Source organism: Actinomadura chibensis NBRC 106107 (genome assembly GCF_001552135.1).
Classification (GTDB): domain Bacteria; phylum Actinomycetota; class Actinomycetes; order Streptosporangiales; family Streptosporangiaceae; genus Spirillospora; species Spirillospora chibensis.
In genome coordinates this window covers 291,496-314,532 of the sequence record NZ_BCQP01000010.1, presented here as the reverse complement: position 1 = coordinate 314,532, position 23,037 = coordinate 291,496, and the positions used below count along the sequence as shown (strand labels likewise).

Below are 23,037 nucleotides of genomic sequence, written 5' to 3'. Positions count from 1 at the left end.
ACCGTCACGGGCGCCTCCGGGCCCACCAGGCGCGGAAGCTCTCGGCGGGCGGCGCGGGCAGGTCGCGGGCCTCGGTCCACTTGCCGAGCAGGCCGGGCAGGCGGCGGATCCGGCCGCCGCGCGACAGCAGCCGCGCCCACCGGGTGCTCCGCCGCAGCGCGGTCTCGTAGCGGCGGGCGTCGCCCATCGTCCAGGCGAGCCCGCGCATCAGCGCCAGCTCCGGCGTCGGGACGGGCCGCCGCCGCCGCGACTCCACCACCGCGCCCCGCAGGTGCACCAGCACCCCCGGGATGTCGATCTTCACTGGGCAGACGTCGGCGCACGCGCCGCACAGCGTCGACGCGTACGGCAGGGACGCGTCCGCCGCGCTCTCCACCCCGCGCAGCTGCGGGGTGAGGATCGCGCCGATCGGGCCGGGATACACCGGCCCGTACGCCCGGCCGCCCGTCCGCTCGTAGACGGGGCACACGTTCACGCAGGCCGAGCAGCGGACGCAGCGCAGCGCGGCGCGCCCGACCTCGTCGGCGAGGGCCCGCGTGCGCCCGTTGTCGACCAGGACGAGGTGGAACGCGCGCGGCCCGTCGCCCGGCGTCACGCCCGGCCACGACGTCACGTACGGGGTCATCGGGCCCGCGCCCGCCGCGCGCGGCAGCAGTTGCAGGAACACCTCCAGGTCGGCCCACGACGGGACGACCTTGTCGATGCCCGCGACGGTGATGAGCGTGTCCGGCAGGGACAGGCACATCCGCGCGTTGCCCTCGGACTCCACCACCACGGGCGTCCCGGTCTCGGCGACGAGGAAGTTCGCGCCGGTCACCGCGACGCGGGCGCGCAGCAGCCGGTCGCGCAGGTGGGCGCGGGCGGCGGCGGCCAGCCCGGCCGGGTCGTCGCCGAGGTCCGCGGCGGCGGGCAGCGTCCGCCGGAACAGCTCGGCGATCTCCGCGCGGTCGCGGTGCAGCGCGGGCGACAGCAGGTGGGACGGCTCGTCCCCGCCGAGCCCGACGACCAGGTCGGCGATCGCCGTCTCGTGGGCGGCGACCCCGGCGCGGGCCAGCGCGCCGGCCAGCCCGATCTCCCGCAGCGTCGCCGACGACGCCGTCACGACCTCCGTCGCGCCGGACGCCCGCACCAGGCCGGTGACGACCTCGCGCGCCTCGGCCGCGTCGACCGCCCAGTGCACGGCGCCGCCCGCGCCGGTCACCGCGCGTTCCAGCTCCTCCAGGTGGACGTCGAGGTTGAGGAGCGCCGCCTCCCCGATCGCGCGGCCCGCCTCGCGGAGCGCCTCCCAGTCGGCGGCCTCGGCGGTGGCGGCGGACGCGCGCGCCCGCGCCTCGGCGGTCGCGCCGCGCAGGTTGCGGCGCAGGCCGGTGTCGGCCAGCGCGGACCGCGCGGCGGTCGCGAACTTCGGCGCGGGAAGCGGCACCGGGCCTCCGCCGGGCCTCGTCCCGGCGGAGGAGGGGGCCGTCCGCCGGGAGGAGGCCGTCACGCCGGCCCCGTCGCGGCGAGGATCTCGGCCAGGTGCATCGTCCGGACGCCGCCGCGCAGCCGCGACAGCGCGCCCCCGATGTGCGCCAGGCACGAGTTGTCGACCGCGCACACCACGTCGGCGCCGGTGTCGCGGACGTGCCGGACCTTGTCGGCCACCATCGCGACCGACACGTCGGAGTTCTTCATCGCGAACGCGCCGCCGAACCCGCAGCACTCCTCCGCCGCGGGCAGCTCGACGAGGTCGAGGCCGCGCACCGCGCGCAGCAGCCGCAGCGGGCGGTCGCCGGTGCCGAGCACCCGCGCGGCCTGGCAGGACGGGTGGTAGGTGACCCGGTGCGGGAAGTACGCGCCGACGTCGGTGACGCCCAGCACGTCCACCAGGAACTCGGTCAGCTCGTAGACGGCGAGGCCCTCGGCGGCGCGGGCGAGGGCCGGGTCGCGGGCGGCGCGGGCCAGCCGGGGGTAGGAGTCGCGGACGGCCGCCGCGCACGACGCCGACGGCGCCACCACCGCCGCGGCGCCCTCGAACAGCGCCGCGTACGCGCGGGCCAGCGCGGCCGCCTCGCGGTGGTAGCCGGTCGTCCAGTGGATCTGCCCGCAGCACGTCTGGCCCGGCGGGTACTCGACCTCGTGCCCGAGCCGTTCCAGCAGGGCGGTCACGGCCTTCCCGGTGTCCGGGAACAGCGCGTCGTCGAAGCAGGCGACGGACAGGGCGACCCGCACCGGCCTCACTCCCCCCACGCTCCGCAAAGCCCGTTCCCGCCGAACATCGTAGGGGTTTCACGCGGCGACGGCGTGTCGTTCTCCGTCCGTTATCGCGCGGCGGGGACGCTGAGGTTACCGGCACTTCGGGGTGAGGCGGGTCACAGCGTCCGGTACTCCGGTACCAACGGACAACCGTCCCAACGGGCTATGGCCGAGGGGCACGAACCGTTCCACACTGGGGTGCGTCAGACAAGCAAGTACGCGACCGACCAGTTGCACGAGACCGGAGGCACACGATGTGCCCGCACCAGCCGCCCTGTCCCTCGCACGACGCGCCCGACCGCGACGCCGCACGGACGCTGGCCTCCCACCCCGAGCAGGGGTGGAGCCTGCTGTGCAACGGCGTCGTGCTCTTCGAGGACACCGGTGAGCTGCTGCCCGACGGGGAAGTCATCGCACCGCACCGGCCGACGGATCCGCTGACTCCGTCCGCCGCTTGAACGCGTCCACGGGGGACTAGTTCAAACGGGTGATCATCCTCGGGGGCAACGCCCACCTGTTCCGCCCACCTGTCCCGGGACTCCGGGCCCGCACCGGGCCCGGACCGGAGACCCTCACCGGCCGCCCGTCCCCACCGGACGGGCCGCCCGCGACCCCGCCGCGGACCCCGCCCATCTCCGCAGCCACGGCTCCGCCGCCCGTCCGACCGCGGCGGGGTCGCGGCCCAGGTCGTGCCGCTCCCCCGCCAGGACGACGACCTCCGCGGCGTCCGCCGCGTCCGGCACCCCGAACGGGTCGCGGTCGCCGTTGACGACGAGCACCTCCACGCCCGCCCCGCGCAACTCCTCCACCCGCGTCTTGTCCGGACGGCCCGGCGGGTGCAGCGGGAACGCCAGCGCGACCACGCCCGCCGCGCCGGCGGCCGCCGCCGTCCGGCACGCGACCCGCGCCCCGTTGCTCCGCCCGCCCTGGACGAGCGGGACGTCCCCGAACCGCCGCCGCAGCTTCGCGACGACCTGCAGCCACGCCTCGTCCTGCTTCACCGCCGAGCCCGGCGCGCGGCGCCCGGCGAGCCGGAACGGCTGCGTCACCCGCGCGACCGCGCCGCCGAGGCCGAGCGCCGCCTCCCGGACGGCGAGCAGGTCGGGCGCGTCCACTCCCCCGTTCGAGCCGTGCGTGAGGACCAGCAGGAACGCGGGGGCGTCCACGGCGTCCACGGTCACCCCGGCCGGTCCGTGCGCCGTCGCCAGCCTCGTCCGCCTGCCCATGCGCCCACCGTAGCGGGCCGCCCTGATGATCTTTGCGGCAGACTGGGCGGATGGAGCGAATGACAGACGCCGAATGGCGCGCGTTCGTCATGGCGGGCACCCGCACCGGCAAGGCGGCGGTCACCACCGCGGACGGGACGCCGCACGTCACGCCGGTCTGGTTCGTCCTCGACGGCGACGACGTGCTGTTCAACACCGCCCGCGCGACCGTCAAGGGCCGCGCCCTCGCCCGGGACCCGCGCCTTTCCATCTGCGTGGACGACCAGACCCCGCCCTACTCGTACGTGATGATGCGGGCCGAGGCGTCCCTGGTCGAGGACCTGGACGAGATGCGCCGCTGGGCCACCGCCATCGGCGGCCGCTACATGGGCGCCGACCGCGCCGAGGAGTTCGGCGCGCGCAACGCCGTCCCGACCGAGTACCTCGTCCGCGCCCGCGTCACGAAGGTCGTCGCCGAACGCGGCATCACCGACTAGCCCGCCGAGCGGCTTGCCGTCCCGCGCCCGGTCAGGTGTCGGTGCGGTCGGGGGCGTCCATGGCGAGGCGGAGGCGTTCGGCGAAGCTCTCCCGCAGCAGCGGGCCCCACGCGTAGCCGCTCGGGACGCGCACCGCCCGGCCGAGCGCGTCGCCCGCGTCGCCCTTCGGCCGGTCCGCGGGGCCGCCCGCGTCCTGGACGGCGAGCAGCGCGTACATGTGGTCGAGCGCGCCGAACGCGTCGCCGGCGAGGGCGGGCAGCGTCCCGTCCGCGACGGCCTGCTCGACGACGGGCTCCCACCACAGGTCGGCGGGGTCGGCGTCGTCCTCGTCGGCGCCGAAGTCGCGGCGGAGCCGGGCGCGGACCTGCGCGGCCGTCGCCGGGTCGGCGAGGCCGCGCCGCCACACCTCGGCCGCCTCGCCGCCGCGGCCGCGCAGCGGCAGCGTCCGGGCGAGCAGCTCGGTGGCGAGCGGCCCGACCTCCGGGTCGGACGGGTCCTGCCCGAGCGCCGCGTCGAACGCGCCGATCGCCTGGTCGAGGCAGGCGATGCCGAGCGCGACCGCGAGCCGCGCGTAGGCGTACGGCGCGGCGCCGCGGTCGATCAGCCGGAGCCCGGCGGTGAGGACGCGCTGCGCCCGCGCGGGCTCGCCGCGCTCCAGCAGCCGCTCGGCGAGGTCGTGCGCGGCGGGCGGGCCGTACTCGGCGTCGCCCGTGCCGAGCACGGCCTCCCAGTGGCCGCGCGCCTCCTCGAAGTCGCCCGCGTCGTCGGCGATCCGGGCGAGGGCCAGGTGGGCGGGCGGCAGGTAGGCCGGGTTGCCGAAGTCGACCACGACCCGCCACGCGGGCGCCGCCTGCGCCTGCTCGCCCGCCCGCTCGTGCGTGAGCGCGAGGTGGTAGGCGGCGCGCGGCCCGTACTCGGGGTCGCCGGTGGCGATCGCCGCCCGGTCGGCCTCGCGGGCCCCGGCGACGTCCCCGGCGTCGTCGAGGACGACCGCGAGCCCGAGCGCCGCCCGCGCCCGGCACGGCGTGTCGCCCAGCGCGAGCACCGCCTCGAACAACGCCGCCGCCCGCTCGGCCTCGCCGCTCTCGGCCAGGTTCCGAGCCTCCTCGCACGCCTTCGCCGGGTCGAGGTCCGGCTCCGGGGACTCGCTCATCGATCTGCCCTCTGGGGTCGGGGACGCGCCGCCCTCTCGGGGGGTCGGGTCGCGCCCGAGCCTAGCGGGTGCGCCGCCCCGGAGGGGCGACCATCAGTCCTCGAACGCCTCCGGCGGCGGGCAGGAGCAGACCAGGTTGCGGTCGCCGTGGGCCTGGTCGATGCGGCGGACGGGCGGCCAGTACTTGTCCTCGCGGAGGGCGGGCAGCGGGTAGGCGGCCTCCTCGCGGGTGTAGGCGTGCTTCCAGTCGTCGGAGAGCAGGCAGGCGGCGGTGTGCGGAGCGTTCTTGAGCGGGTTGTCCTCCCGGTCGTAGGCGCCGTCGGCGACCCGCTGGATCTCCCGGCGGATCTCGATCATCGCGTCGCAGAACCGGTCGAGCTCGGCGAGGTCCTCGGACTCGGTCGGCTCGATCATCAGCGTCCCGGCGACGGGGAACGACAGGGTCGGGGCGTGGAAGCCGTAGTCGATGAGGCGCTTCGCGACGTCCTCGGCGGTGATCCCGGTCTCCTTGGTGATCTTGCGGAGGTCGGCGATGCACTCGTGCGCGACGAGCCCGTTCCGCCCCGTGTAGAGGATCGGGTAGTGCGGGCCGAGCCGGGCGGCGAGGTAGTTGGCCGCGACGATCGCGCCCTCGGTGGCGGCGCGCAGGCCGTCCGGTCCCATCATGGCGATGTAGGCCCAGGAGATCGGCAGGATGCCCGCCGAGCCCCAGGGGGCGGCGGAGATCGGGCCGACGCCGGTGTCCGGGCCCGCCTCGGCGCGCAGCGGGTGGTTCGGCAGGAACGGGGCCAGGTGCTCGCGGACGCCGATCGGGCCGACGCCCGGCCCGCCGCCGCCGTGCGGGATGCAGAACGTCTTGTGCAGGTTCAGGTGCGACACGTCCGAGCCGAACTCGCCCGGACGGGCCAGCCCGACGAGCGCGTTGAGGTTGGCGCCGTCGACGTAGACCTGGCCGCCCGCGTCGTGCACGGCCGCGCACACGTCGGTGATCGTCTCCTCGAACACCCCGTGCGTGGACGGGTAGGTCACCATGATCGCGGCGAGCCGGTCGCCGTGCTCCTCGATCTTGGCGTGCAGGTCGTCGAGGTCGACGTTGCCGCCCTGGTCGCACTTCACCACGACGACGCGCATCCCCGCCATGACGGCGCTGGCCGCGTTCGTGCCGTGCGCGGACGACGGGATCAGGCACACGTCCCGGCGCTCCTCGCCGCGCGAGGCGTGGTAGCCGCGGATGGCGAGCAGCCCGGCGAGCTCGCCCTGCGACCCCGCGTTCGGCTGGACGGACACCTTCGCGTACCCGGTGATCTCGGCGAGCGCGCCCTCCAGCTCGCCGATCAGCTCGACGTACCCGGCGGCCTGCTCGACCGGCGCGAACGGGTGGATGTTCGCGAACTCCGGCCAGGTGATCGGCTCCATCTCGGCGGTGGCGTTCAGCTTCATCGTGCAGGAGCCGAGCGGGATCATGGACCGGTCGAGCGCGACGTCGCGGTCCTGGAGGCGGCGCAGGTAGCGCAGCATCGCGGTCTCGGAGCGGTGCGCGTGGAACACCGGGTGGGTCAGGTAGGGGCTCTCGCGGCGCAGCTCGTCCGGGATCGCCTCGGCAGGGGCCTCGGCGGCGGGCGCGGCGCCGAACGCGTCCAGGACGGCGGCGACGTGCGCGGGCAGCGTCGTCTCGTCGCAGGCGACGGCGACGTGGTCGGCGTCCACCGGGCGGAGGTTGATGCCGCGCTCGCGGGCCGCCGCGACGACCTCCGCTCCGCGTCCGGGCACCCGGGCGAGGACGGTGTCGAAGTACGCGCCGTGCACGACGTCCACGCCCCCGGCGCGGAGCCCGGCCGCGATCTCGGCGGCGCGGCGGTGCGTGCGCTGCGCGATCGCGGCGAGCCCGTCCGGGCCGTGGTAGACGGCGTACATGCTCGCCATCACCGCGAGCAGGACCTGCGCGGTGCAGATGTTGCTGGTGGCCTTCTCCCGCCGGATGTGCTGCTCGCGGGTCTGCAGCGCGAGCCGGTGCGCGGGCGCGCCGTCGGCGTCGACGGACACGCCGACGAGCCGTCCGGGGAGCTGGCGCTGGATGCCGTCGCGGACCGCCATGTATCCGGCGTGCGGCCCGCCGAACCCGTACGGGACGCCGAACCGCTGCGCCGAGCCCACCGCGATGTCGGCGCCGGACTCCCCCGGCGGGCGCAGCAGCGTCAGCGCGAGCAGGTCGGCGGCGACGACCGCCTGCGCGCCGCGCTCGTGCGCCTGCGCGATCACCGGCTCCAGGTCGCGGACGGCCCCGGACGCGCCCGGGTACTGCAGCAGCACGCCGAAGAAGTCGCCGTCCGGCAGCCCGCCGGACAGGTCGGCGACGACGACCTCGATGCCGAGCGGGACGGCCCGCGTCCGCACGACCTCGATCGTCTGCGGCAGCGCGTCGGCGTCCACCAGGAACGTGCCAGGCTCCTTGCGCTTGGACACCCGGTGCGCGAGCGCCATGCCCTCGGCGGCGGCGGTGGCCTCGTCCAGCATGGACGCGTTCGCCACCGGCAGGCCCGTCAGGTCGCTGACGACCGTCTGGAAGTTCAGCAGCGCCTCAAGCCGCCCCTGCGAGATCTCCGGCTGGTAGGGCGTGTACGCCGTGTACCAGCCCGGGTTCTCCAGGACGTTCCGCATGATCACGCCCGGCGTGGTCGTGCCGTGGTAGCCGAGCCCGATCATCGAGGTGAGGACGGTGTTGCGGGCGGCGAGCTCGCGGAGCCGGTCCAGCGCGGCGCTCTCGCTCAGCGCGGGCGGCAGGTCCAGCGGGCGGCCGGTGCGGATCGCGGCGGGCACGGCGTCGGCGATCAGGGCGTCGACGCCGGAGTAGCCGACGGCCGCCAGCATCCTCGCCTGGTCGTCCGGGGACGGGCCGATGTGCCGGTCGGCGAACGCGGCGCGCGGGTGCTGCGGCGCGGCCACGGGCGCGAAGAACTGGGCCGTCATGGAGAGCCTCCTGGCTGCTGCGGGTCGCTGGTCGCTCAGGTGAACCGCCGGGACTGACCGGCGGCCGGTTCTCCCCCTCTGTCATCGGCACCTGAGAGCTTCACCCGCGCGGCGGGGTTTCCCCTTCGGTGAGCCGCCCGCCCCCTCCCGCGGGGACCGGCGCCTGCTTTCCAGAGGTGCCTCGCCCGAGCGGTCCTTTTGCCTGAGAGGTTCCGGGGAGGTTGCCCCTTCGGCGCCCCACGCTGGCCGCGTGGGGACTCTCCCGCACAGGGTCGACGGCATGTCCTGGACAAACCCTACCCAAAGATCGGTCGCGACGATCGTCCCACCCCTCCGAGGTGCGCCGGAGCGCCTCTACCCGCGAGTACCATGTGCACGTCCACCGGGGGGACCGGGCCTGGGACACTGATCACGGCGATGGACGATCAGGGCGGCGGTACGGCGTGACGCACACGGGCGACGGCGCGGCGCGCGCACGGACGCACGGGCGGACGCACGGGCGGGCGCGGCCGTGACCCCGGCAGCCGTGCCCGTCGACGAGCCCGCCCAGCCGGACCGGATCCGCCGCTCGTCCGACGCCATCCGGTTCGCCGCGTCCGTGGTCGGGCTGGCCGCGGTGATGCTGCTCGTGTCGATCGCGCAGCAGACGACGCACGGCCTGCAGACCGACATCGCGCAGGGCACCGCGCACGCGCCGCGGCTGCTGCTGTCCCTCGCGACGCTCGTGTCCAGCTTCGGCGTGCTGGCCGTCCCGGTGGCGTTCGCGGTCGAGCGGCTGTTCCACAAGGACGGGACGCGCGTCGCGATCGCGCTGCTCGCCGCCGTGATCGCGTTCGGGATCACGGTGGGCCTCGACGACCTCGTCGTGCGGGCCGCGCCGGGCGGCGTCCTCGACTCGCTGATCTGGGGCGGCAGCGCCACCGCGCCCGTGCACACCGACATCGCGCCCGTGATCGCGTTCGTCAGCGCGGTCGGGATGGCGGGCCGCGCCCGCTGGCAGGCCGCGACCTGGACGCTGATCGGCCTCGCCGCGCTGACCGGGCTCACCGCGTCCTACGCGTCGGTCGCCGCGCTCGCCGCCACCTACTTCCTCGGCACCGCCATCGGCCACGGGACGCTCTACGCGGTCGGCACCCCGAACCCGCGCCCGTCCGGCGCCGCCGTCATGGCCGCGCTGGCCCGGCTCGGGCTCCACGCGGCGAAGGCCGCCCGGCTGGACGAGCCCGCCGAGGGCGCCGAGGAGGCCCGCCGGTACGGCGTCGTCCTCGGCTCCGGCCCCGTCGCCGGGCACGGCGTCCGCCCCCCGGCGCGGCGCGGCGGCTGGGACGTGGAGGTCCACGTCCTCGACCGCGACCAGCAGACCGCAGGGCTGCTCTACCGGGTGTGGCGGCTGCTGCGGCTGCGCTCGGCGACGACCGGCCGGGCGCTGCGGTCGCTGCGCCGCTCCCTGGAGCAGGAGTCGCTGATGGCGTACGCGGTGGACGCGGCGGGCGTCCGCACCCCGCGCCTGCTCGGCACGTCGGAGGTCGGCACCGAGGCGGCCCTGCTCGCCTACGAGCACGTCCCGGGGCGGCGGCTCGCGGACGTCCCCGGAGAGGAGGTCACCGACGCCCTCCTCACCGACGTGTGGCGGCAGTTCCGCGCCCTGCAGGCGGCGCGGCTCGCGCACCGGCGGCTGCAGGACGGCGCCGTCCTCGTCGGCGACGACGGCCGCGCCTACCTGACCGGCCTGCGGGCCGGGGAGATCGCGGCGGGCGACCTCGCGCTGCGGCTCGACCTCGCGCAGTTCCTCACCACCGTCGCGCTCCGGACGGACGCCGAGCGGGCCGTCCGCACCGCCGCCCGGGTGCTCGGCGAGGAGGCCCTCGCCGCCGCCGTGCCGCTGCTGCAGCGGGTCGCGCTGTCGCGGGAGACGCGGGCGGCGCTGCGGCACGACCGGGAGCTGCTGACCCGGATCAGGGAGCAGATCGTCCGGCTGAAGCCGGAGACGGAGGTCGCGCCGATCCGGCTGGAGCGGTTCCGGCCCCGGACGGTCTTCAGCATCGTCGCGCTGTCGATCGCGGCGTACATCGTCATCCCGCAGGTGGCGAGCCTCGACCTGCGCACCATGGCGGCCACGGCGAGCTGGCACTGGGTGGTCGCCGCGCTCGGCGGGGCCGCGCTCACCTACCTGGCGGCGGCGCTCATGCTGATGGGGTTCGTCCCGGAGCGGCTGCCGCTCGGCCGGACCGTCCTCGCCCAGCTCGCCGCGTCGTTCGTGAAGCTCGTCGCCCCGGCGGCGGTCGGCGGCGTCGCGGTCAACACCCGCTACCTGCAGCGGTCCGGGGTGCGGCCGGGGCCCGCGGTGGCGAGCGTCGGCGCGTCCCAGCTCGTCGGGCTGGCCACGCACCTGCTGCTGCTCGTCCTGTTCGGGTTCCTCACCGGGTCGAGCGGCAAGGCCACGCGGGACCTCGCGCCGTCCCGGACGATCGTCATCGCCGTCCTCGCGACCGGGCTGGTGGCCGGGCTCGCGGTGACCGTGCCGCGGGTCAGACGGGAGGCGACGTCGCGGCTGCGGAGCATGTTCTCCGGCGTGGTGCCGCGGCTCGTGGACGTCCTGCAGTCGCCGAAGAAGCTCACCACCGGGATGGGCGGGACCCTGCTGCTGACGCTCGCGTTCGTCCTATGCCTGGACGCCTCGATCCGCGCGTTCGGGGGTTCGCTGCCGATCACGTCGGTGTTCGTGGTGTTCCTCACCGCGAACGCGCTGGGCTCGGCCGCGCCGACGCCCGGCGGGCTCGGCGCCGTGGAGGGCGCGCTGACGCTGGCGCTGACGATCTCGGGCCTGTCCGCGGAGACCGCGACGTCGGCGGTGCTGCTGTACCGGCTGCTGACCCTGTGGCTGCCGGTGCTCCCCGGCTGGGCGGCCTTCGCCTACCTCCAACGCAAGGAAGCCCTCTGAGCCTGGGCCGGAGGGTCGAGCGGGTGCGGCGGGCCGTACGGCGGGGCTTCGACCGGTGCGCGGGTTCCGGCGGAGTGCGTCTCAGCCGGTGCGGCGGGGCTTCGGTCGGTGCCCGGGGGGCTCAGCCGGTGCGGGGGCGAGCCAGGGGGTTCGAGACAGTGGGGTGGAGGGTCAGCCGGTGCGGCGGGCGCGGCGGCGGTTCGCGAGCTCGTCGTGCGGGTGCTCGGACGGGTCGTCCCCGACGGCCTCGGCGCGTTCGCCCGGCAGTTCGGCGAGGCTGCCCTCGACCTCCTGCCAGACGCGGCCGAGCGCTATCCCGAACACGCCCTGCCCGCCCTGCAGCAGATCGACGACCTCGTCGGCCGAGGTGCACTCGTAGACGCTGACGCCGTCGCTCATCAGCGTGATCTGCGCCAGGTCGCGGACGCCGCGGTCGCGCAGGTGCGAGACCGCCGTCCGGATCTGCTGCAGCGACACCCCGGTGTCGAGGAGCCGCTTCACGACCTTCAGGACGAGGATGTCGCGGAAGCTGTAGAGCCGCTGGCTGCCCGACCCGTGCGCCGACCGGACGCTCGGCTCGACCAGCTTCGTCCGCGCCCAGTAGTCGAGCTGCCGGTAGGTGATCCCCGCCGCGGCGCACGCCGTCGGGCCGCGGTAGCCGACATCCTCCGGTGGCACGGACACCTGCGTGTCGAAGAGCAGCCCCTGCTCCCCGGCGCGCTGGGACGCCATCTGCCTGTCGGGGGTCGCCTTGCCCTCGCCGCTGCTCACCGCCACGCGGACCTCCGGCTTCTATCATCCCGTGGCGCTTCGTCAAGGGGGTTTGACGACTTACACCACGGGTGTTCCACCAGCACGGTAGGTGCCGGTCAGGGTGTGGTCAACGTTCATCGTCGGCGCGTCGCATGCCCGGATGAACCGGCTTCACGTGGGCAAACCTCGCACCTTCCGAGCCAACCCCACTCCTACCCGTGTTTATCGCCCCGCACTCGTGTTCATCGCGGCGCACTCCTCCTTCGGGCCTTGGCGGCCCTCCATCGTCGTGCACCGCTGTGCGATCGCCGCATCGCTCCGGCTCGCCTTGCGGCTCGCTTCGCGATCAGGTTCTCGCCTCGCTCGAACCTGGCTTCGCCCGCGATCGCGACGGTCCGGGCGCGTGCGTGGCCGGGGTGGTGGCTGAGGTTGCTGAAACGAGAGTACCTCTTGGTGATCCCCTCGCGCCCGCGGCTCGCCAAGGGTGCTCGCCGCGCCGCGGCCCGGGCGGTCAGCCCGCGCGGCCGAAGTCCTCCGGGGAGATGGTGTCGAGGAACTCGCGGAACTTCTCGACCTCGTCCTCCTGCTCGTCCGGGATCGCGACCCCGGCCTCTTCGAGGACGTCCTCGCTGGCGAAGATCGTGGCGCCGGTGCGCAGCGCGAGGGCGATCGAGTCGGACGGCCGGGCGCTCACCTCGACGCCGTTGGAGAACACCAGGTCGGCGAAGAAGATGCCCTCGCGCAGCGCGGTGATGTTGACGGTGCGGAGCTGGACGCTGAGGGCGTCCAGGACGTCGCGGAACAGGTCGTGGGTGAGCGGGCGGGCGGGCAGCACCCCCTGCTGGGCGAAGGCGATCGCGGTCGCTTCGACCGCCCCGATCCAGATGGGCAGGTAGCGGTCGCCCTCCGTCTCCTTCAGAAGGACGATGGGCTGATTGGAGGGCATCTCGACCCGGACGCCGACGACCTCCATCTGCTTCACTGCGGCTCCCTGCTGGTTCTCGCCGTCTCGATCACCACGTGCAGCGGATCAGTTCGTGACCGAACCCTGTAGCCAACGTACACCCGCCCCCGGACAGCTCGTGATGCCGCGGGTCCGGCAAAATCCTCCGCGGCGGCCATGATCAGCGGTCGAGACTTTCGCGGAGCCCCGCGTCGACCAGCGCCGCGTGCAGCCGGACCGACAGCGCCGCGATCTCCCGCGCGGTCTCGGCCGCCTGCTCGTGAGCACCCTGGCTGCGGCGGCGGAGCTGCGGCGCGACCATCTGCTCGATCAGCCCGACCTGCCGGTCGGCGGCGGCCTTCACGGCGCGCAGGTGGCGGACCTCGAAGCCGAACTCGCCGAGCGCGGCGGCGGCGCGGGCGACGCTCAGCGCGTCCCCCTCGTAGTGCGTCCCGGCGCGGCGGACGAGGCCGTACTCCTCCAGCCGGGCGAGCAGGCCCTCGTCGATCCCGGCGCCGTCGAGGAGCTGGCGGCGGGTCAGCCGGACGGGCGGGTCCGCGGCGGTGGTGTCGGCCGCGACGAGCGTGCGGGGGCGGCGCGGCTCGGGCGCGCCCGCGCGGCGGGGGCCGAGCGGCGGCGGGTTCTCGCCGCGGTCGCGCGCCTCAAGGTGCTGGCGGATGACGCGGAGCGGGAGGTAGTGGTCGCGCTGCGCGGCGAGGACGAACCGGAGCCGCTCCACGTCGGCCGCGCCGAACTTGCGGTACCCGGAGGGGCTGCGCTGCGGCTCGACGAGGCCCTCGGACTCCAGGAACCGGATCTTGGAGATGGTGATGTCGGGGAAGTCGGGCCTGAGCAGTCCGAGGACGTCCCCGATCGTCATCAGGGACCGGGCTGGTTGCGCGTTCATGGCCCCTCCCATCGTCGCCGCGGCCTCGTGCTCGCCGGTGCCCGCGTCAGCCGTGCGCCGGGTTGGTCAGGAACACCAGCCGGAACTTGCCGATCTGCACCTCGTCGCCGCCGGACAGCCCGGCCTGGTCGATCCGCTGCCGGTTGACGTAGGTGCCGTTGAGGCTGCCCACGTCGCGGACGGAGAACACCGTCCCCTGCCGGGCGAACTCGGCGTGGCGGCGGGACACGGTCACGTCGTCGAGGAAGATGTCGCTCTCGGGGTGCCGTCCGGCGGAGGTGCGGTCCTTGTCGAGCAGGAACCGGCTGCCCGCGTTCGGGCCCCGCTTGACCACGAGCAGCGCCGTCCCCGGGGGGAGCGCGTCCATGGCCATCTGGTCGGGGCCGAGCGAGGGCTCCTCGGTCCCGGCGTCGGTGTCGAGGGCCTCGAAGCCGCCGATGGAGATGGTGGACGTGGACTCGCCGGGCGACTCCCGGGGAGGCAGCGGACTCCGGGTGAGCGGAGTACCGCAGTTCGAGCAGAAGCGGGCATCATCCGGGTTGGCGTGACCGCACTGCGTGCAGTAGACGCTCGGCATCGATCGGCTCGGCCTCCTACCATCGGCGCGGCACGGGCGCCCCGCCGCAACGGGAGCCGCCTGCGCCACGCGCATCCATCAACCAACCCACGCCGGGGGCCCGCCCCCGGCCACGGTCGACCCACCGCCCGCTCAGACGACGGTCGCCGCAACTTACGCGGGTATTACCCGAGGGGTCAACTGGAACGGTGAGCCGACCGGACCAAACTACATTCGTCGATGATCGCAGGTCTACGCCGCCGCGCGGACCGCCCCGATGACGACGTTCGAGCGGGCCGTCCGGTTTACCGCTCCCCCCGTCTCCCTCTACGGAGACCGTATCGCGTCCACGACGACTTTCGCGCGCGGGGTGATCGAGACCTCGGCGCCCGCCCCCTGGAGCGTCCGCACCAGGCCGCCGGGGATGTTCAGCGCGGTCGTCATCGTGTGGGGGTCGCCGATGGCGCGGAACCGGTACGGCGGGACGAGCGGGCGGCCGTCGGCGAGGACGCCGTCGCGGCCGTCCAGGAAGTAGCTGTCGACCCCGGCGCGCACGTCGTTGACCTGCACGACCTCGGCGCCCGCGTCGCGTAGCTCCGCCAGCGCGTCGAGCAGGTTGACCGCCTTCACGCCGCGCCGGGGGTCGTCGACCGTCAGCTCGATGCCGGGGCCCTCGGCCGGGACGGTGCCCGCGAGGAGGCCATAGGTGGCCGCCCGGTTGCGGGCCTCCTCCAGGGCGGTTCCGCCCTGGGCGTCCCGTTCGAGGCGGGCCTTGGTGTCCTCCAGGTCGCGCAGGTCTCCGCGCAGCCGCTCGGAGCGCTGCCCGAGGTCGGACAGGACGCCGACGAGCTCGTCCTGGCGGGCGGTGGCGAACGTGGTGTCCCGCTCGTTCGAGCGGATCTGCGCGACCGCCGCGAACCCGAGGACCAGGCACAGCAGACCGCCGACCAGCTGGCCCCAGCTGACTCGCGGCCTCAACAGATCGGCGACCGCGCGGAGGCCCTCCGGGCGCGGCCCGGCGCCGCGTTCGGCGTCGCCTTCGGGGCCCGTCATGCGCCGAACAGCCTGCGCCGGATGCCCGCCGCGTTCGAGAAGATCCGGATGCCGAGGACGACCACCACGCCGGTCGAGAGCTGCGACCCGACCCCGAGCTTGTCGCCGAGGAACACGATCAGCGCGGCGATGACGGTGTTGCTGAGGAAGGACACGACGAACACCTTCTCGTCGAAGATCCCCTCCAGCCGGGCGCGGATGCCGCCGAACATGGCGTCGAGCGCCGCGACGACCGCGATCGGCAGGTAGGGCTCCGCCCAGAGCGGCACGTCCGGCTGGAGGACGAGCCCGAGCGCCACGCCGATCACGAGCCCGATCAGCGCGATCACGTCCGGGTCACCCCTCCCGCGTCCACCGGTCCCCCGCTCACCGGCCGTCCCCCTCGTGCGGGACGGCGTAGCGCAGCCGGACCGCTCCGGCGGCGGGCAGCCGGACGCCGGACGCGCGGCGCGTCCCGTACCCGATCCGGTAGCGCTCGCTCAGCGCCCGCAGCCGCCGGTCGGCGGCCGATCCGGCGAACGCGGCGCGGAGCCGGCCGGGGTCGCCGACCGCCGTCACCGCGTAGGGCGCGCCGAGCGGGCGGTAGTCGACGAGGATCGCCTCGCCCGCGGCGCGGATCGCGGTGGTCGGGGTGAGCCGCTGCCCGTTGATCCCGATCGCCTCGGCCCCGGCCGCCCACAGGCCGTTGACCAGCACCTGGAGGTCCTGGTCGTAGACCCGGCCGTCGCCCGCGGCGGGCTCGCGGCCGGGGCGGTCGTCCGGGTCGCCGCGGGGCGCGTCGTCGAGCGTGACGACCAGGCCGTCGCCGGCCGCCGGGGTCGCGGCCGCGGCGGCGCCCGCGCGGGCGAGCGCGTGCCGGACGCGGCGGCCCTCCGCGCTGCGGGCGAGGGCGGCGGCGCGGCGGCGCTCGGTCTCGTCCCGCAGGCGGCCGAGGCGGCGCTGGAGGTCGTCGGTCTCGGCGGTGCGGGCGCGGATCTCGCCGACGAGCCGGGACCGCCGCTCGGCGGCGACCGGCTCGCCGCGCCGCACCTCGGCCCCGGCGACCGCGATCAGCGTCCCGGCGAGCGCGAGGACGAGCAGGACGCCGCCGCCGCGCAGCCGCCCCCGCCGGGGGCCGGTCCCGCCCGCCGCCGCGCGCCGGGCCGCCGCCTCGGCGTAGCCGTGGTCGAGGAGCTTGCCGGCGAACAGGTCGGCGAGCAGCGACATGGAGGCGTCGGGCCGCCGCCGCCAGCCGTCCGGGCCGTCGTCCCGTCGTGTGATCACGGCCCCATCATGGCAAGGACGTCCAAATCAACGCGGGAACCCGGTCCGTAACGCACCCGGCGGGCGCGTCCCCGCGCCGCCACGGTGGGCTGACCTTCCTGGACGTGCCGGGGGCGGATCGTCCATCGTTTTCCCTCGGGGCGCGGTGCCGGGCGCCCGGACGGGAGCGAGGCGGAGATGATCGAGGTCCGGGACGTGGGCCAGCGCGCGGACGGGGGCCGCCGCACGCTGCGCGACGTGTCGCTGACGATCGGGACCGGGGAGCTGGTCGCGATCATCGGCGGCAGCGGCGCGGGCAAGACCACGCTGCTGGACGCGATCGCGGGCGTCCGCCCGCCCGCCGAGGGCCACGTCCGCCACGCGGGCGGCGGCGGGTCGCTCGGGTACGTCCCGCAGGACGACATCGTCCACCGGGACCTGCCGCTGCGGCGCACGCTCCGCTATGCGGCGGGCCTGCGGCTGCCCGCCGGGACGCCGCCGGAGGAGGCCGGGCGCGCGGTCGACGGGGCGCTCGCGGCGCTGGGTCTCACCGGGCGCGCCGGGCAGCGGGTCGGGGCGCTGAGCGGCGGCGAGCGCAAGCGCGCCAGCATCGCGGTCGAGCTGCTGACCAGGCCGCGCGTGTTCTTCCTGGACGAGCCGACGTCCGGCCTGGACCCGGCGACGGCGGCCGGGCTGATGCGGACGCTGCGCGGCCTCACCGCCACCGGGACGACGGTCGTCCTCACCACGCACCACCCGCCGGACACGGCCGCCTGCGACAAGGTCGCCGTCCTCGCCATGGACGGGACGCTCGCGTTCTACGGCCCGCCCGGCGAGGCGCTCGCGCACTTCCGGGCCGACGGCTTCGACGAGGTCTACCTCCGCCTGTCCGGCGACCCCGCGGAGACCGCGGCGGCCCCCGTAGCGGAGCCCCCGGTGGAGCCCGCGCCGCGCGACATCGACCACCCGCCGCCGGGAGGGCGGCCGGTGGGGGCGTGGCGGCAGTGGGCCCTGCTCAGCCGCCGCAACGCCGACCTGCTGACCCGGAACCGCCTGACGCTCGCCGTCCTCGCGGGCTCGCCGGTGATGGTGCTGGCGATGTTCGCCGTCCTGTTCCGCCCGGGGGCGTTCTCCCCCGCCGCGCCCAGCCCGAGCGCCACGGTGATGATCCTGTTCTGGATCGCGTTCGGCGGGTTCTTCTTCGGCCTCACCTACGGCCTGCTCCAGGTGTGCGCGGAGCTGCCGGTGGTGCGGCGGGAGCGGCTCACCGGGCTGCGCGCCGGGCCGTACGTGCTGGCGAAGGTCGCCGTGCTGCTGCCGCTGCTGGCCGTCGTGGACGCGCTGACCCTCGGCGTCCTGCGCGCCCTCGACCGGCTGCCCCCGGCGGGCTGGGGCACCTACGGGGAGCTGTTCGCGACGCTGCTGCTGTGCTCCCTGGCGGCGCTGGCGCTGGGGCTGCTCGTGTCCGCGGCCGTGACCGACCCGGCGCAGGCGACGATGGCGCTGCCGATGCTGTGCTTCCCGCAGGTGCTGTTCGTGGGCGCGATCCTGCCCGTTCCGGTGATGGCGGCGCCGGGACGCTGGCTGAGCTACGCGATGTCCAACCGGTGGGCGTTCGAGGGGCTCGGCCACAGCCTCGGCGTCGAGCGGCTCTGGGCGACCGGGCGCTCCCCGCTCGGCCCGCCGCTGCTCGACTCCTACGGGGACACGTTCTCCCGCGCCGTCGCCGCCGACTGGGCGTTCCTCGGCGGGTTCGCGGCGCTGTTCCTCGCCGGGACGTGGCTGGTGATCGTCCGGCGCACCTGACATCCGGCCTACCTGACAAACGTCCCCGGCCGGACCAAAAAAGGTCAGGACACCCCCTTGCGTGTCACACCCGAATTACGGACCGTTTCCCTAAGGGTGTGGCTTACATGCACGCGGGGGGTGCACCATGGGCCCTTCATCCGGCTCAGACGACCCGTCCGGCTGCGGCGGGGGCTACGCGGGGACGCGGCGGCTCGACGAGCTGCGCGCCACCGAGTACCGCTACCTGGACGAACGCGGCCAGACCTATCTCGACTACACCGGCTCGGGCGTCGCGGCGGACGCGCAGATCCGCGCCCACTGCGAGCGGCTCGCGGGCCGCTGCTACGGCAACCCGCACTCGGAGAACCCGACGTCCAGCGCGTCCACGGCCCTGGTCGAGCGGACGCGGGAGGCGATCCTCGCGTTCTTCAACGCCTCCCCGGACGAGTACGCGGTGGTGTTCACGCCGAACGCGAGCGGCGCGTGCCGCCTCGTCGGCGAGGCGTATCCGTTCGAGCCGGGCGACCGGCTCGTCCTCACCGGCGACAACCACAACTCGGTGAACGGGCTGCGCGAGTTCGCGCGGGCGCGCGGCGCGGCGACGGTGCACGTCCCCGTCTGCGGGCCGGAGCTGCGCGTCCCCGACGAGGAGGTGGCCGCCGCGCTCACCGGCCGGCGCGGCCTGTTCGTCTTCCCGGCGCAGAGCAACTTCAGCGGCGTGCAGCACCCGCTGAGCTGGATCGAGCTCGCGCGGGCGCACGGCTACGACGTCCTGCTGGACGCGGCGGCGTTCGTCCCCGCCAACCGCCTGGACCTCTCCGTCGTGCGGCCCGACTTCGTCCCGGTGAGCTGGTACAAGGTGTTCGGGTACCCGACCGGCGTCGGCGCGCTCGTCGCGCGGCGCGAGGCCCTGTCGCGGCTGCGCCGCCCGTGGTTCGCGGGCGGGACGATCCAGGCCGTCAGCGCGCTCGGCGGCTGGCACGTCCTCGCCCCGGACGAGACGGCGTTCGAGGACGGCACCCTCAACTTCCTGTCTATCCCGGACGTGGAGTTCGGCATCCGCTGGATCGAGGACATCGGCATGGACCTCATCCACCGCCGCGTCACGTTCCTGACGGCCCGCCTGCTGCGCCGCCTCGCCGCGCTCCGCCACCCGGACGGCTCCCCGCTGGTCCGGGTCTACGGGCCGGAGGGCACCGACCGGCGCGGCGGCACCGTCGCGTTCAACGTCCTCGACGCGCGCGGCGGGGTCGTCGACGAGCGGATCGTGGCCCGCGACACCGCCGCCGCGGGGATCTCGGTCCGCACCGGGTGCTTCTGCAACCCCGGCGCCGGGGAGGGCGCGTTCGAGATCCCGGAGCGGGCGCTGCGGCTCACCGCGCACCGGCGGATGCGGACGCTCGACGACTACCTCGGCGTCCTCGGCCTGCCGAGCGGCGGGGCGGTGCGCGCGTCGCTCGGGCTCGTGTCCAACACGGCCGACGTCGACCGCCTCACCGGCTTCCTCGCCGCCGCCTACGGGACCGGCGAGCCGGACGCGACCGGCCTGAAGCCCCGCGAGCGCTGCTGAGCGCGGCTCAGGACCCGGCGCGCTCGACGACGGCGGCCCAGTCCTCCAGCAGCGCCTGGGCGGCGTCGGCGTCGGGGCCCTCGGCCCACAGGTGCGTCACCGCCTCCGCCGGGTCGGGCAGGACGAGGACCCAGCGGCCGTCGTCCTCGACCACGCGGACGCCGTCGGTCGTGTCGACGGTGCGGCTCCCGGCGGCCTCCACGACGCGCCGCATCACGCCGCCCTTCGCCGCCCACGGCGTCGGGACGGACCGGCGCAGCAGGTGCGCGTCCGGGATCCGGCGGTCGATCTGCGACAGCGTGAGGCGCGTCCGCGCGACGAGCCCGACCAGCCGGGCGAACGCCGCGATCCCGTCGACGGTGCCGCCGAACTCGGGCATCAGGAACCCGCCCCGGCCGTCCCCGGCGAAGATCACGCCGGGCTGCGCGGCCGCCTTGGTCAGCACGTCCTGGGACGTGGACGTCCACTCGACCCGCACGCCGTGGAACCGGCACACCTGCTCGGCGACCCGCGTCGTCGTCACCGGCAGCGCCACCCGTCCGCCGCGCCGCTCCGCGGCGACGAGGTCGAGCATGACGAGCAGGGCCCGGTCGTCCCCGACCAGCTCGCCGTTCTCGTCGACCAGGGAGATCCGCTCCCCCACCGGGTCGAACCGGACGCCGAACGCGGCCCGCGACGACGACACGAGCTCGCCGAGCCGCTCCAGGTCGCGCATCCGCTCGGCGAGCGTCTCGGTCGGGTTCGCCTCGTCCAGCCCGGCGTTGCGGGTGAGGACCTCCACCCCGATCTTGCCGAGCAGGCTCGGCAGGACGAGCGCGGCGACGCCGCCCGCGCAGTCCAGGACGATCTTGAGCCCGGCCTCCCGGACCCCGCCGATGTCGACCCGGCGCAGCAGGTCGCGGGTGTAGGTCTCGACGACGCGCGGCGGGTAGGTCAGCTCCGCGATCTCGCCGGGGAACGCGCGCCGGTACTCCTGCCGCCCGAACACCCGCTCCAGCTTGCGCTGCGCCGCCTGGGACAGGTCGGCGCCGCCGGAGTCGAAGAACAGGATGTCGACGCCCTGCGGGTCGCCGAGCGTGGTGCGGATGTAGATGCCGCCGACGGCGTCCTCCCGGCCGGTCTCGAACCGGGCGACGGTCAGCGGCGTCGCCTCCAGGTCGCGGACGTCGATCGCGCTCGCGGTCAGCGCGCTGTTCACCGCGCGCTTCAGGGTGCGGGCGGCGCGGGAGACGTCCCGGCCGGTGACGACCGTCGAGCCCTTCTTCAGCGTGGTCGCGTACGCGCTCGCGAGCCGCACCGCGAGCTCCGGCGTGATCTCGACGTTGACCAGCCCGGACACGCCGCGCGGCCCGAACAGGTTGCGCTGCCCCCGCGACTCCCAGATCACGCTCGTGTTGACGACCGCGCCCGCCTCGATCGTCTTGAACGGGTACACCTTCACGCCGGACGAGACGTACGCCTCCGCCTCGATGACGCACTCGTCGCCGATGACGGCGCCCTCCTCGACGCGGGCGCCCGTCATGATGTCGGTGTTCTTGCCGACGACGCAGCCGCGCAGGTTCGTCGACGGCGCGACGAACACGTTGTCGTGGACGACCGCCCGGTGCAGGAACGCGCCCTCCTTCACGACGACGTTGCTGCCGAGGACGGTGTACTCCCGCAGCTCCACGCCCGCCTCGACCTTGGCGTAGTCACCGATGTAGAGCGGGCCCTTGAGGACGGCCTCGGCGTCCACCTCCGCGCCCTCGGCGACCCACACGCCCGGCGACACCTCGAAGCCGTCCAGGTCGACGCCGACCTGCCCGGACAGCATGTCGGCCTGCGCCTTGAGGTAGCTCTCGTGGGTGCCGACGTCCTCCCAGTAGCAGTCGGCGACGTACCCGTAGAGCGGGGCTCCGGCCGCGAGCAGCGCGGGGAACACGTCCCCGGACCAGTCGACCGGCTCCCCCGCCGCGACGTGCTCCAGGACCTCCGGCTCCATGACGTAGATGCCGGTGTTGACCGTGTCGGAGAACACCTGGCCCCACGTCGGCTTCTCCAGGAAGCGGCGCACGCGGCCCTCGTCGTCGACGATGATGATCCCGAACTCCAGCGGGTTCGGGACGCGCTTCAGCCCGATCGTGACGAGCGCGCCCTTCTCCTCGTGGAACCGCACCATGTCGGTCAGGTCGATGTCGGTGAGGGCGTCCCCGGAGATCACCAGGAAGCGGTCGTCGCGCAGCGCCTCCTCGGCGTTCTTCACGCTGCCCGCGGTGCCGAGCGGGACCTCCTCCGTCGCGTAGCTCAGCGCCATGCCGAGCTCCTCGCCGTCCCCGAAGTAGTTGCGGACCAGCGCCGCGAGGAACTGGACGGTGACGACGGTCTCGCCGAACCCGTGCCGCTTCAGCAGCCGCAGCACGTGCTCCATGATCGGCCGGTTGACGAGGGGAAGCAGCGGCTTCGGCTGGTTGGCGGTCATCGGGCGCAGCCGCGTCCCCTCGCCTCCCGCCATCACGACGGCCTTCATCGGGGGGTCTCCGCTCCCTCCTGCTCGCCCTCGGGGTCCGGGTCGGGCGCGGCCGGCGGCGGCGCGCCGCGGGCGGCCACCACGAGCTGCCGCGTCTGCTCCCAGTACAGGACGGCGGCCCACCAGTACAGGCCCGCCCCCCAGATCGCGAACGACCAGCCGATCACCTTCGCGACGGTCGCGGCCGTCCCGTCGTGGTCGCCGAGCAGCAGCAGCGGGAAGGCGTACAGCAGACAGAGCGTGCCCGCCTTCCCGATGAAGTGCACGGGCAGGGTGCCGCTGTACCCGAGCCGCCGGACGATCGGCGCGATCGGCACGATCGCCAGCTCGCGGGCGACGAGCAGCACCACGAGCCACAGCGGGATGATGTCGCGGATCGTCAGCCCGACCAGCGTCGCGAGGATGTAGAGCCGGTCGGCGGCCGGGTCGAGCATCGCGCCGAGCTTGCTGGTCTGGTTCAGGATCCGGGCGAGCTTGCCGTCCAGCCAGTCCGACAGGCCCGCGAACACCAGCAGGCCGAGCGCCCACCAGTCGGCCTCGATCAGGACGAGCCACAGGAACAGCGGGACGCCGACGAGCCGGGCGAGGCTCAGGCTGTTCGGCACCGTGAAGATCCGGTCCTGCGGGGCTTCCCGCTGCGTGCTCTGCGTGCTCACCGACGCGCTCGCCTCCCCTGGTCCCCCTTGATCCTGACCCTACCGGTAAGGGTTTGAAAGCCCTC

Annotated in this window: 19 protein-coding genes and 2 riboswitches; of the genes, 5 read left to right on the top strand and 14 right to left on the bottom strand. The window is 75.0% G+C overall.

Features of this window, described 5'->3' with window-relative positions:
- Positions 1-4 precede the first annotated feature (4 nt).
- Both ACH01S_RS06060 and ACH01S_RS06055 read right to left on the bottom strand, forming a co-directional pair.
- Positions 5-1,423 (bottom strand): lactate utilization protein B, encoded by a 1,419-nt coding sequence (locus tag ACH01S_RS06060; protein ID WP_067886208.1) that lies wholly within the window; start codon positions 1,421-1,423, stop codon positions 5-7.
- 59 nt (positions 1,424-1,482) lie between these two features.
- Complete coding sequence (locus tag ACH01S_RS06055; protein WP_067886206.1) at positions 1,483-2,211, bottom strand: (Fe-S)-binding protein; 729 nt, start codon at positions 2,209-2,211, stop codon at positions 1,483-1,485.
- A gap of 278 nt (positions 2,212-2,489) precedes the next feature.
- Here ACH01S_RS06055 and ACH01S_RS06050 point away from each other — a divergent pair, with 278 nt between their 5' ends.
- Positions 2,490-2,693, top strand: a complete 204-nt coding sequence (locus ACH01S_RS06050; protein WP_067886204.1) for a DUF5999 family protein — start codon at positions 2,490-2,492, stop codon at positions 2,691-2,693.
- A 114-nt stretch (positions 2,694-2,807) separates the two neighbouring features.
- Here the strand turns inward: ACH01S_RS06050 and ACH01S_RS06045 are convergent, their stop codons facing one another.
- Entirely contained in the window at positions 2,808-3,461 is a 654-nt protein-coding gene (locus ACH01S_RS06045; RefSeq protein ID WP_067886202.1) for an alpha/beta hydrolase family protein, read from the bottom strand.
- A 50-nt stretch (positions 3,462-3,511) separates the two neighbouring features.
- Between ACH01S_RS06045 and ACH01S_RS06040 the strand changes: the two genes are divergently transcribed.
- On the top strand, positions 3,512-3,937 hold the full coding sequence (locus ACH01S_RS06040; protein ID WP_067886200.1) for a PPOX class F420-dependent oxidoreductase: 426 nt from the start codon (positions 3,512-3,514) through the stop codon (positions 3,935-3,937).
- Positions 3,938-3,968: 31 nt separating this feature from the next.
- Here the strand turns inward: ACH01S_RS06040 and ACH01S_RS06035 are convergent, their stop codons facing one another.
- Both ACH01S_RS06035 and gcvP read right to left on the bottom strand, forming a co-directional pair.
- The gene (locus ACH01S_RS06035; protein ID WP_067886198.1) at positions 3,969-5,090 is read right to left on the bottom strand and encodes a tetratricopeptide repeat protein; all 1,122 of its coding nucleotides are present in this window, start codon (positions 5,088-5,090) and stop codon (positions 3,969-3,971) included.
- Between the two features lie 93 nt (positions 5,091-5,183).
- Positions 5,184-8,057, bottom strand: a complete 2,874-nt coding sequence (gene gcvP / locus ACH01S_RS06030; protein ID WP_067886196.1) for an aminomethyl-transferring glycine dehydrogenase — start codon at positions 8,055-8,057, stop codon at positions 5,184-5,186.
- A gap of 68 nt (positions 8,058-8,125) precedes the next feature.
- Positions 8,126-8,237, bottom strand: a riboswitch (glycine riboswitch).
- A riboswitch (glycine riboswitch) is annotated at positions 8,238-8,332 on the bottom strand.
- A 236-nt stretch (positions 8,333-8,568) separates the two neighbouring features.
- On the opposite strand from gcvP, the gene ACH01S_RS06025 reads away from it, so the two are divergent.
- On the top strand, positions 8,569-10,998 hold the full coding sequence (locus tag ACH01S_RS06025) for a lysylphosphatidylglycerol synthase transmembrane domain-containing protein (protein ID WP_067886193.1): 2,430 nt from the start codon (positions 8,569-8,571) through the stop codon (positions 10,996-10,998).
- 171 nt (positions 10,999-11,169) lie between these two features.
- Here the strand turns inward: ACH01S_RS06025 and ACH01S_RS06020 are convergent, their stop codons facing one another.
- The 7 genes from ACH01S_RS06020 to ACH01S_RS05990 form a co-directional block, all read right to left on the bottom strand.
- Complete coding sequence (locus tag ACH01S_RS06020) at positions 11,170-11,775, bottom strand: MerR family transcriptional regulator (protein WP_067886191.1); 606 nt, start codon at positions 11,773-11,775, stop codon at positions 11,170-11,172.
- 487 nt (positions 11,776-12,262) lie between these two features.
- Positions 12,263-12,733, bottom strand: a complete 471-nt coding sequence (locus ACH01S_RS06015; protein ID WP_067886188.1) for a bifunctional nuclease family protein — start codon at positions 12,731-12,733, stop codon at positions 12,263-12,265.
- 142 nt (positions 12,734-12,875) lie between these two features.
- Complete coding sequence (gene ftsR, locus ACH01S_RS06010) at positions 12,876-13,601, bottom strand: transcriptional regulator FtsR (RefSeq protein ID WP_083980370.1); 726 nt, start codon at positions 13,599-13,601, stop codon at positions 12,876-12,878.
- A 46-nt stretch (positions 13,602-13,647) separates the two neighbouring features.
- Positions 13,648-14,178, bottom strand: a complete 531-nt coding sequence (locus ACH01S_RS06005) for a double zinc ribbon and FHA domain-containing protein (protein ID WP_067886184.1) — start codon at positions 14,176-14,178, stop codon at positions 13,648-13,650.
- 306 nt (positions 14,179-14,484) lie between these two features.
- Positions 14,485-15,210: a DUF881 domain-containing protein gene (locus ACH01S_RS06000; RefSeq protein WP_067886182.1), complete on the bottom strand. Its 726-nt coding sequence runs from the start codon at positions 15,208-15,210 to the stop codon at positions 14,485-14,487.
- Positions 15,207-15,539 (bottom strand): small basic family protein, encoded by a 333-nt coding sequence (locus ACH01S_RS05995; RefSeq protein WP_067886181.1) that lies wholly within the window; start codon positions 15,537-15,539, stop codon positions 15,207-15,209. Before ACH01S_RS05995 ends, ACH01S_RS06000 begins: the two co-directional genes overlap by 4 nt.
- 37 nt (positions 15,540-15,576) lie before the next feature.
- A complete protein-coding gene (locus ACH01S_RS05990; RefSeq protein ID WP_067886179.1) occupies positions 15,577-16,473 on the bottom strand; it encodes a DUF881 domain-containing protein in 897 nt (298 codons plus the stop codon).
- Positions 16,474-16,650: 177 nt separating this feature from the next.
- Between ACH01S_RS05990 and ACH01S_RS05985 the strand changes: the two genes are divergently transcribed.
- Both ACH01S_RS05985 and ACH01S_RS05980 read left to right on the top strand, forming a co-directional pair.
- On the top strand, positions 16,651-18,258 hold the full coding sequence (locus ACH01S_RS05985; protein ID WP_067886177.1) for an ABC transporter ATP-binding protein/permease: 1,608 nt from the start codon (positions 16,651-16,653) through the stop codon (positions 18,256-18,258).
- A 127-nt stretch (positions 18,259-18,385) separates the two neighbouring features.
- A complete protein-coding gene (locus ACH01S_RS05980; protein WP_083980369.1) occupies positions 18,386-19,810 on the top strand; it encodes an aminotransferase class V-fold PLP-dependent enzyme in 1,425 nt (474 codons plus the stop codon).
- Positions 19,811-19,817: 7 nt separating this feature from the next.
- On the opposite strand, the gene ACH01S_RS05975 is transcribed toward ACH01S_RS05980, so the two are convergent.
- Together ACH01S_RS05975 and clsA are read right to left on the bottom strand one after the other, a co-directional pair.
- Positions 19,818-22,316, bottom strand: coding sequence for a mannose-1-phosphate guanyltransferase (locus tag ACH01S_RS05975; protein ID WP_067886175.1), 2,499 nt, complete (start codon positions 22,314-22,316; stop codon positions 19,818-19,820).
- The gene (clsA, locus tag ACH01S_RS05970) at positions 22,313-22,972 is read right to left on the bottom strand and encodes a cardiolipin synthase ClsA (RefSeq protein WP_067886173.1); all 660 of its coding nucleotides are present in this window, start codon (positions 22,970-22,972) and stop codon (positions 22,313-22,315) included. Before clsA ends, ACH01S_RS05975 begins: the two co-directional genes overlap by 4 nt.
- Positions 22,973-23,037 lie beyond the last annotated feature (65 nt).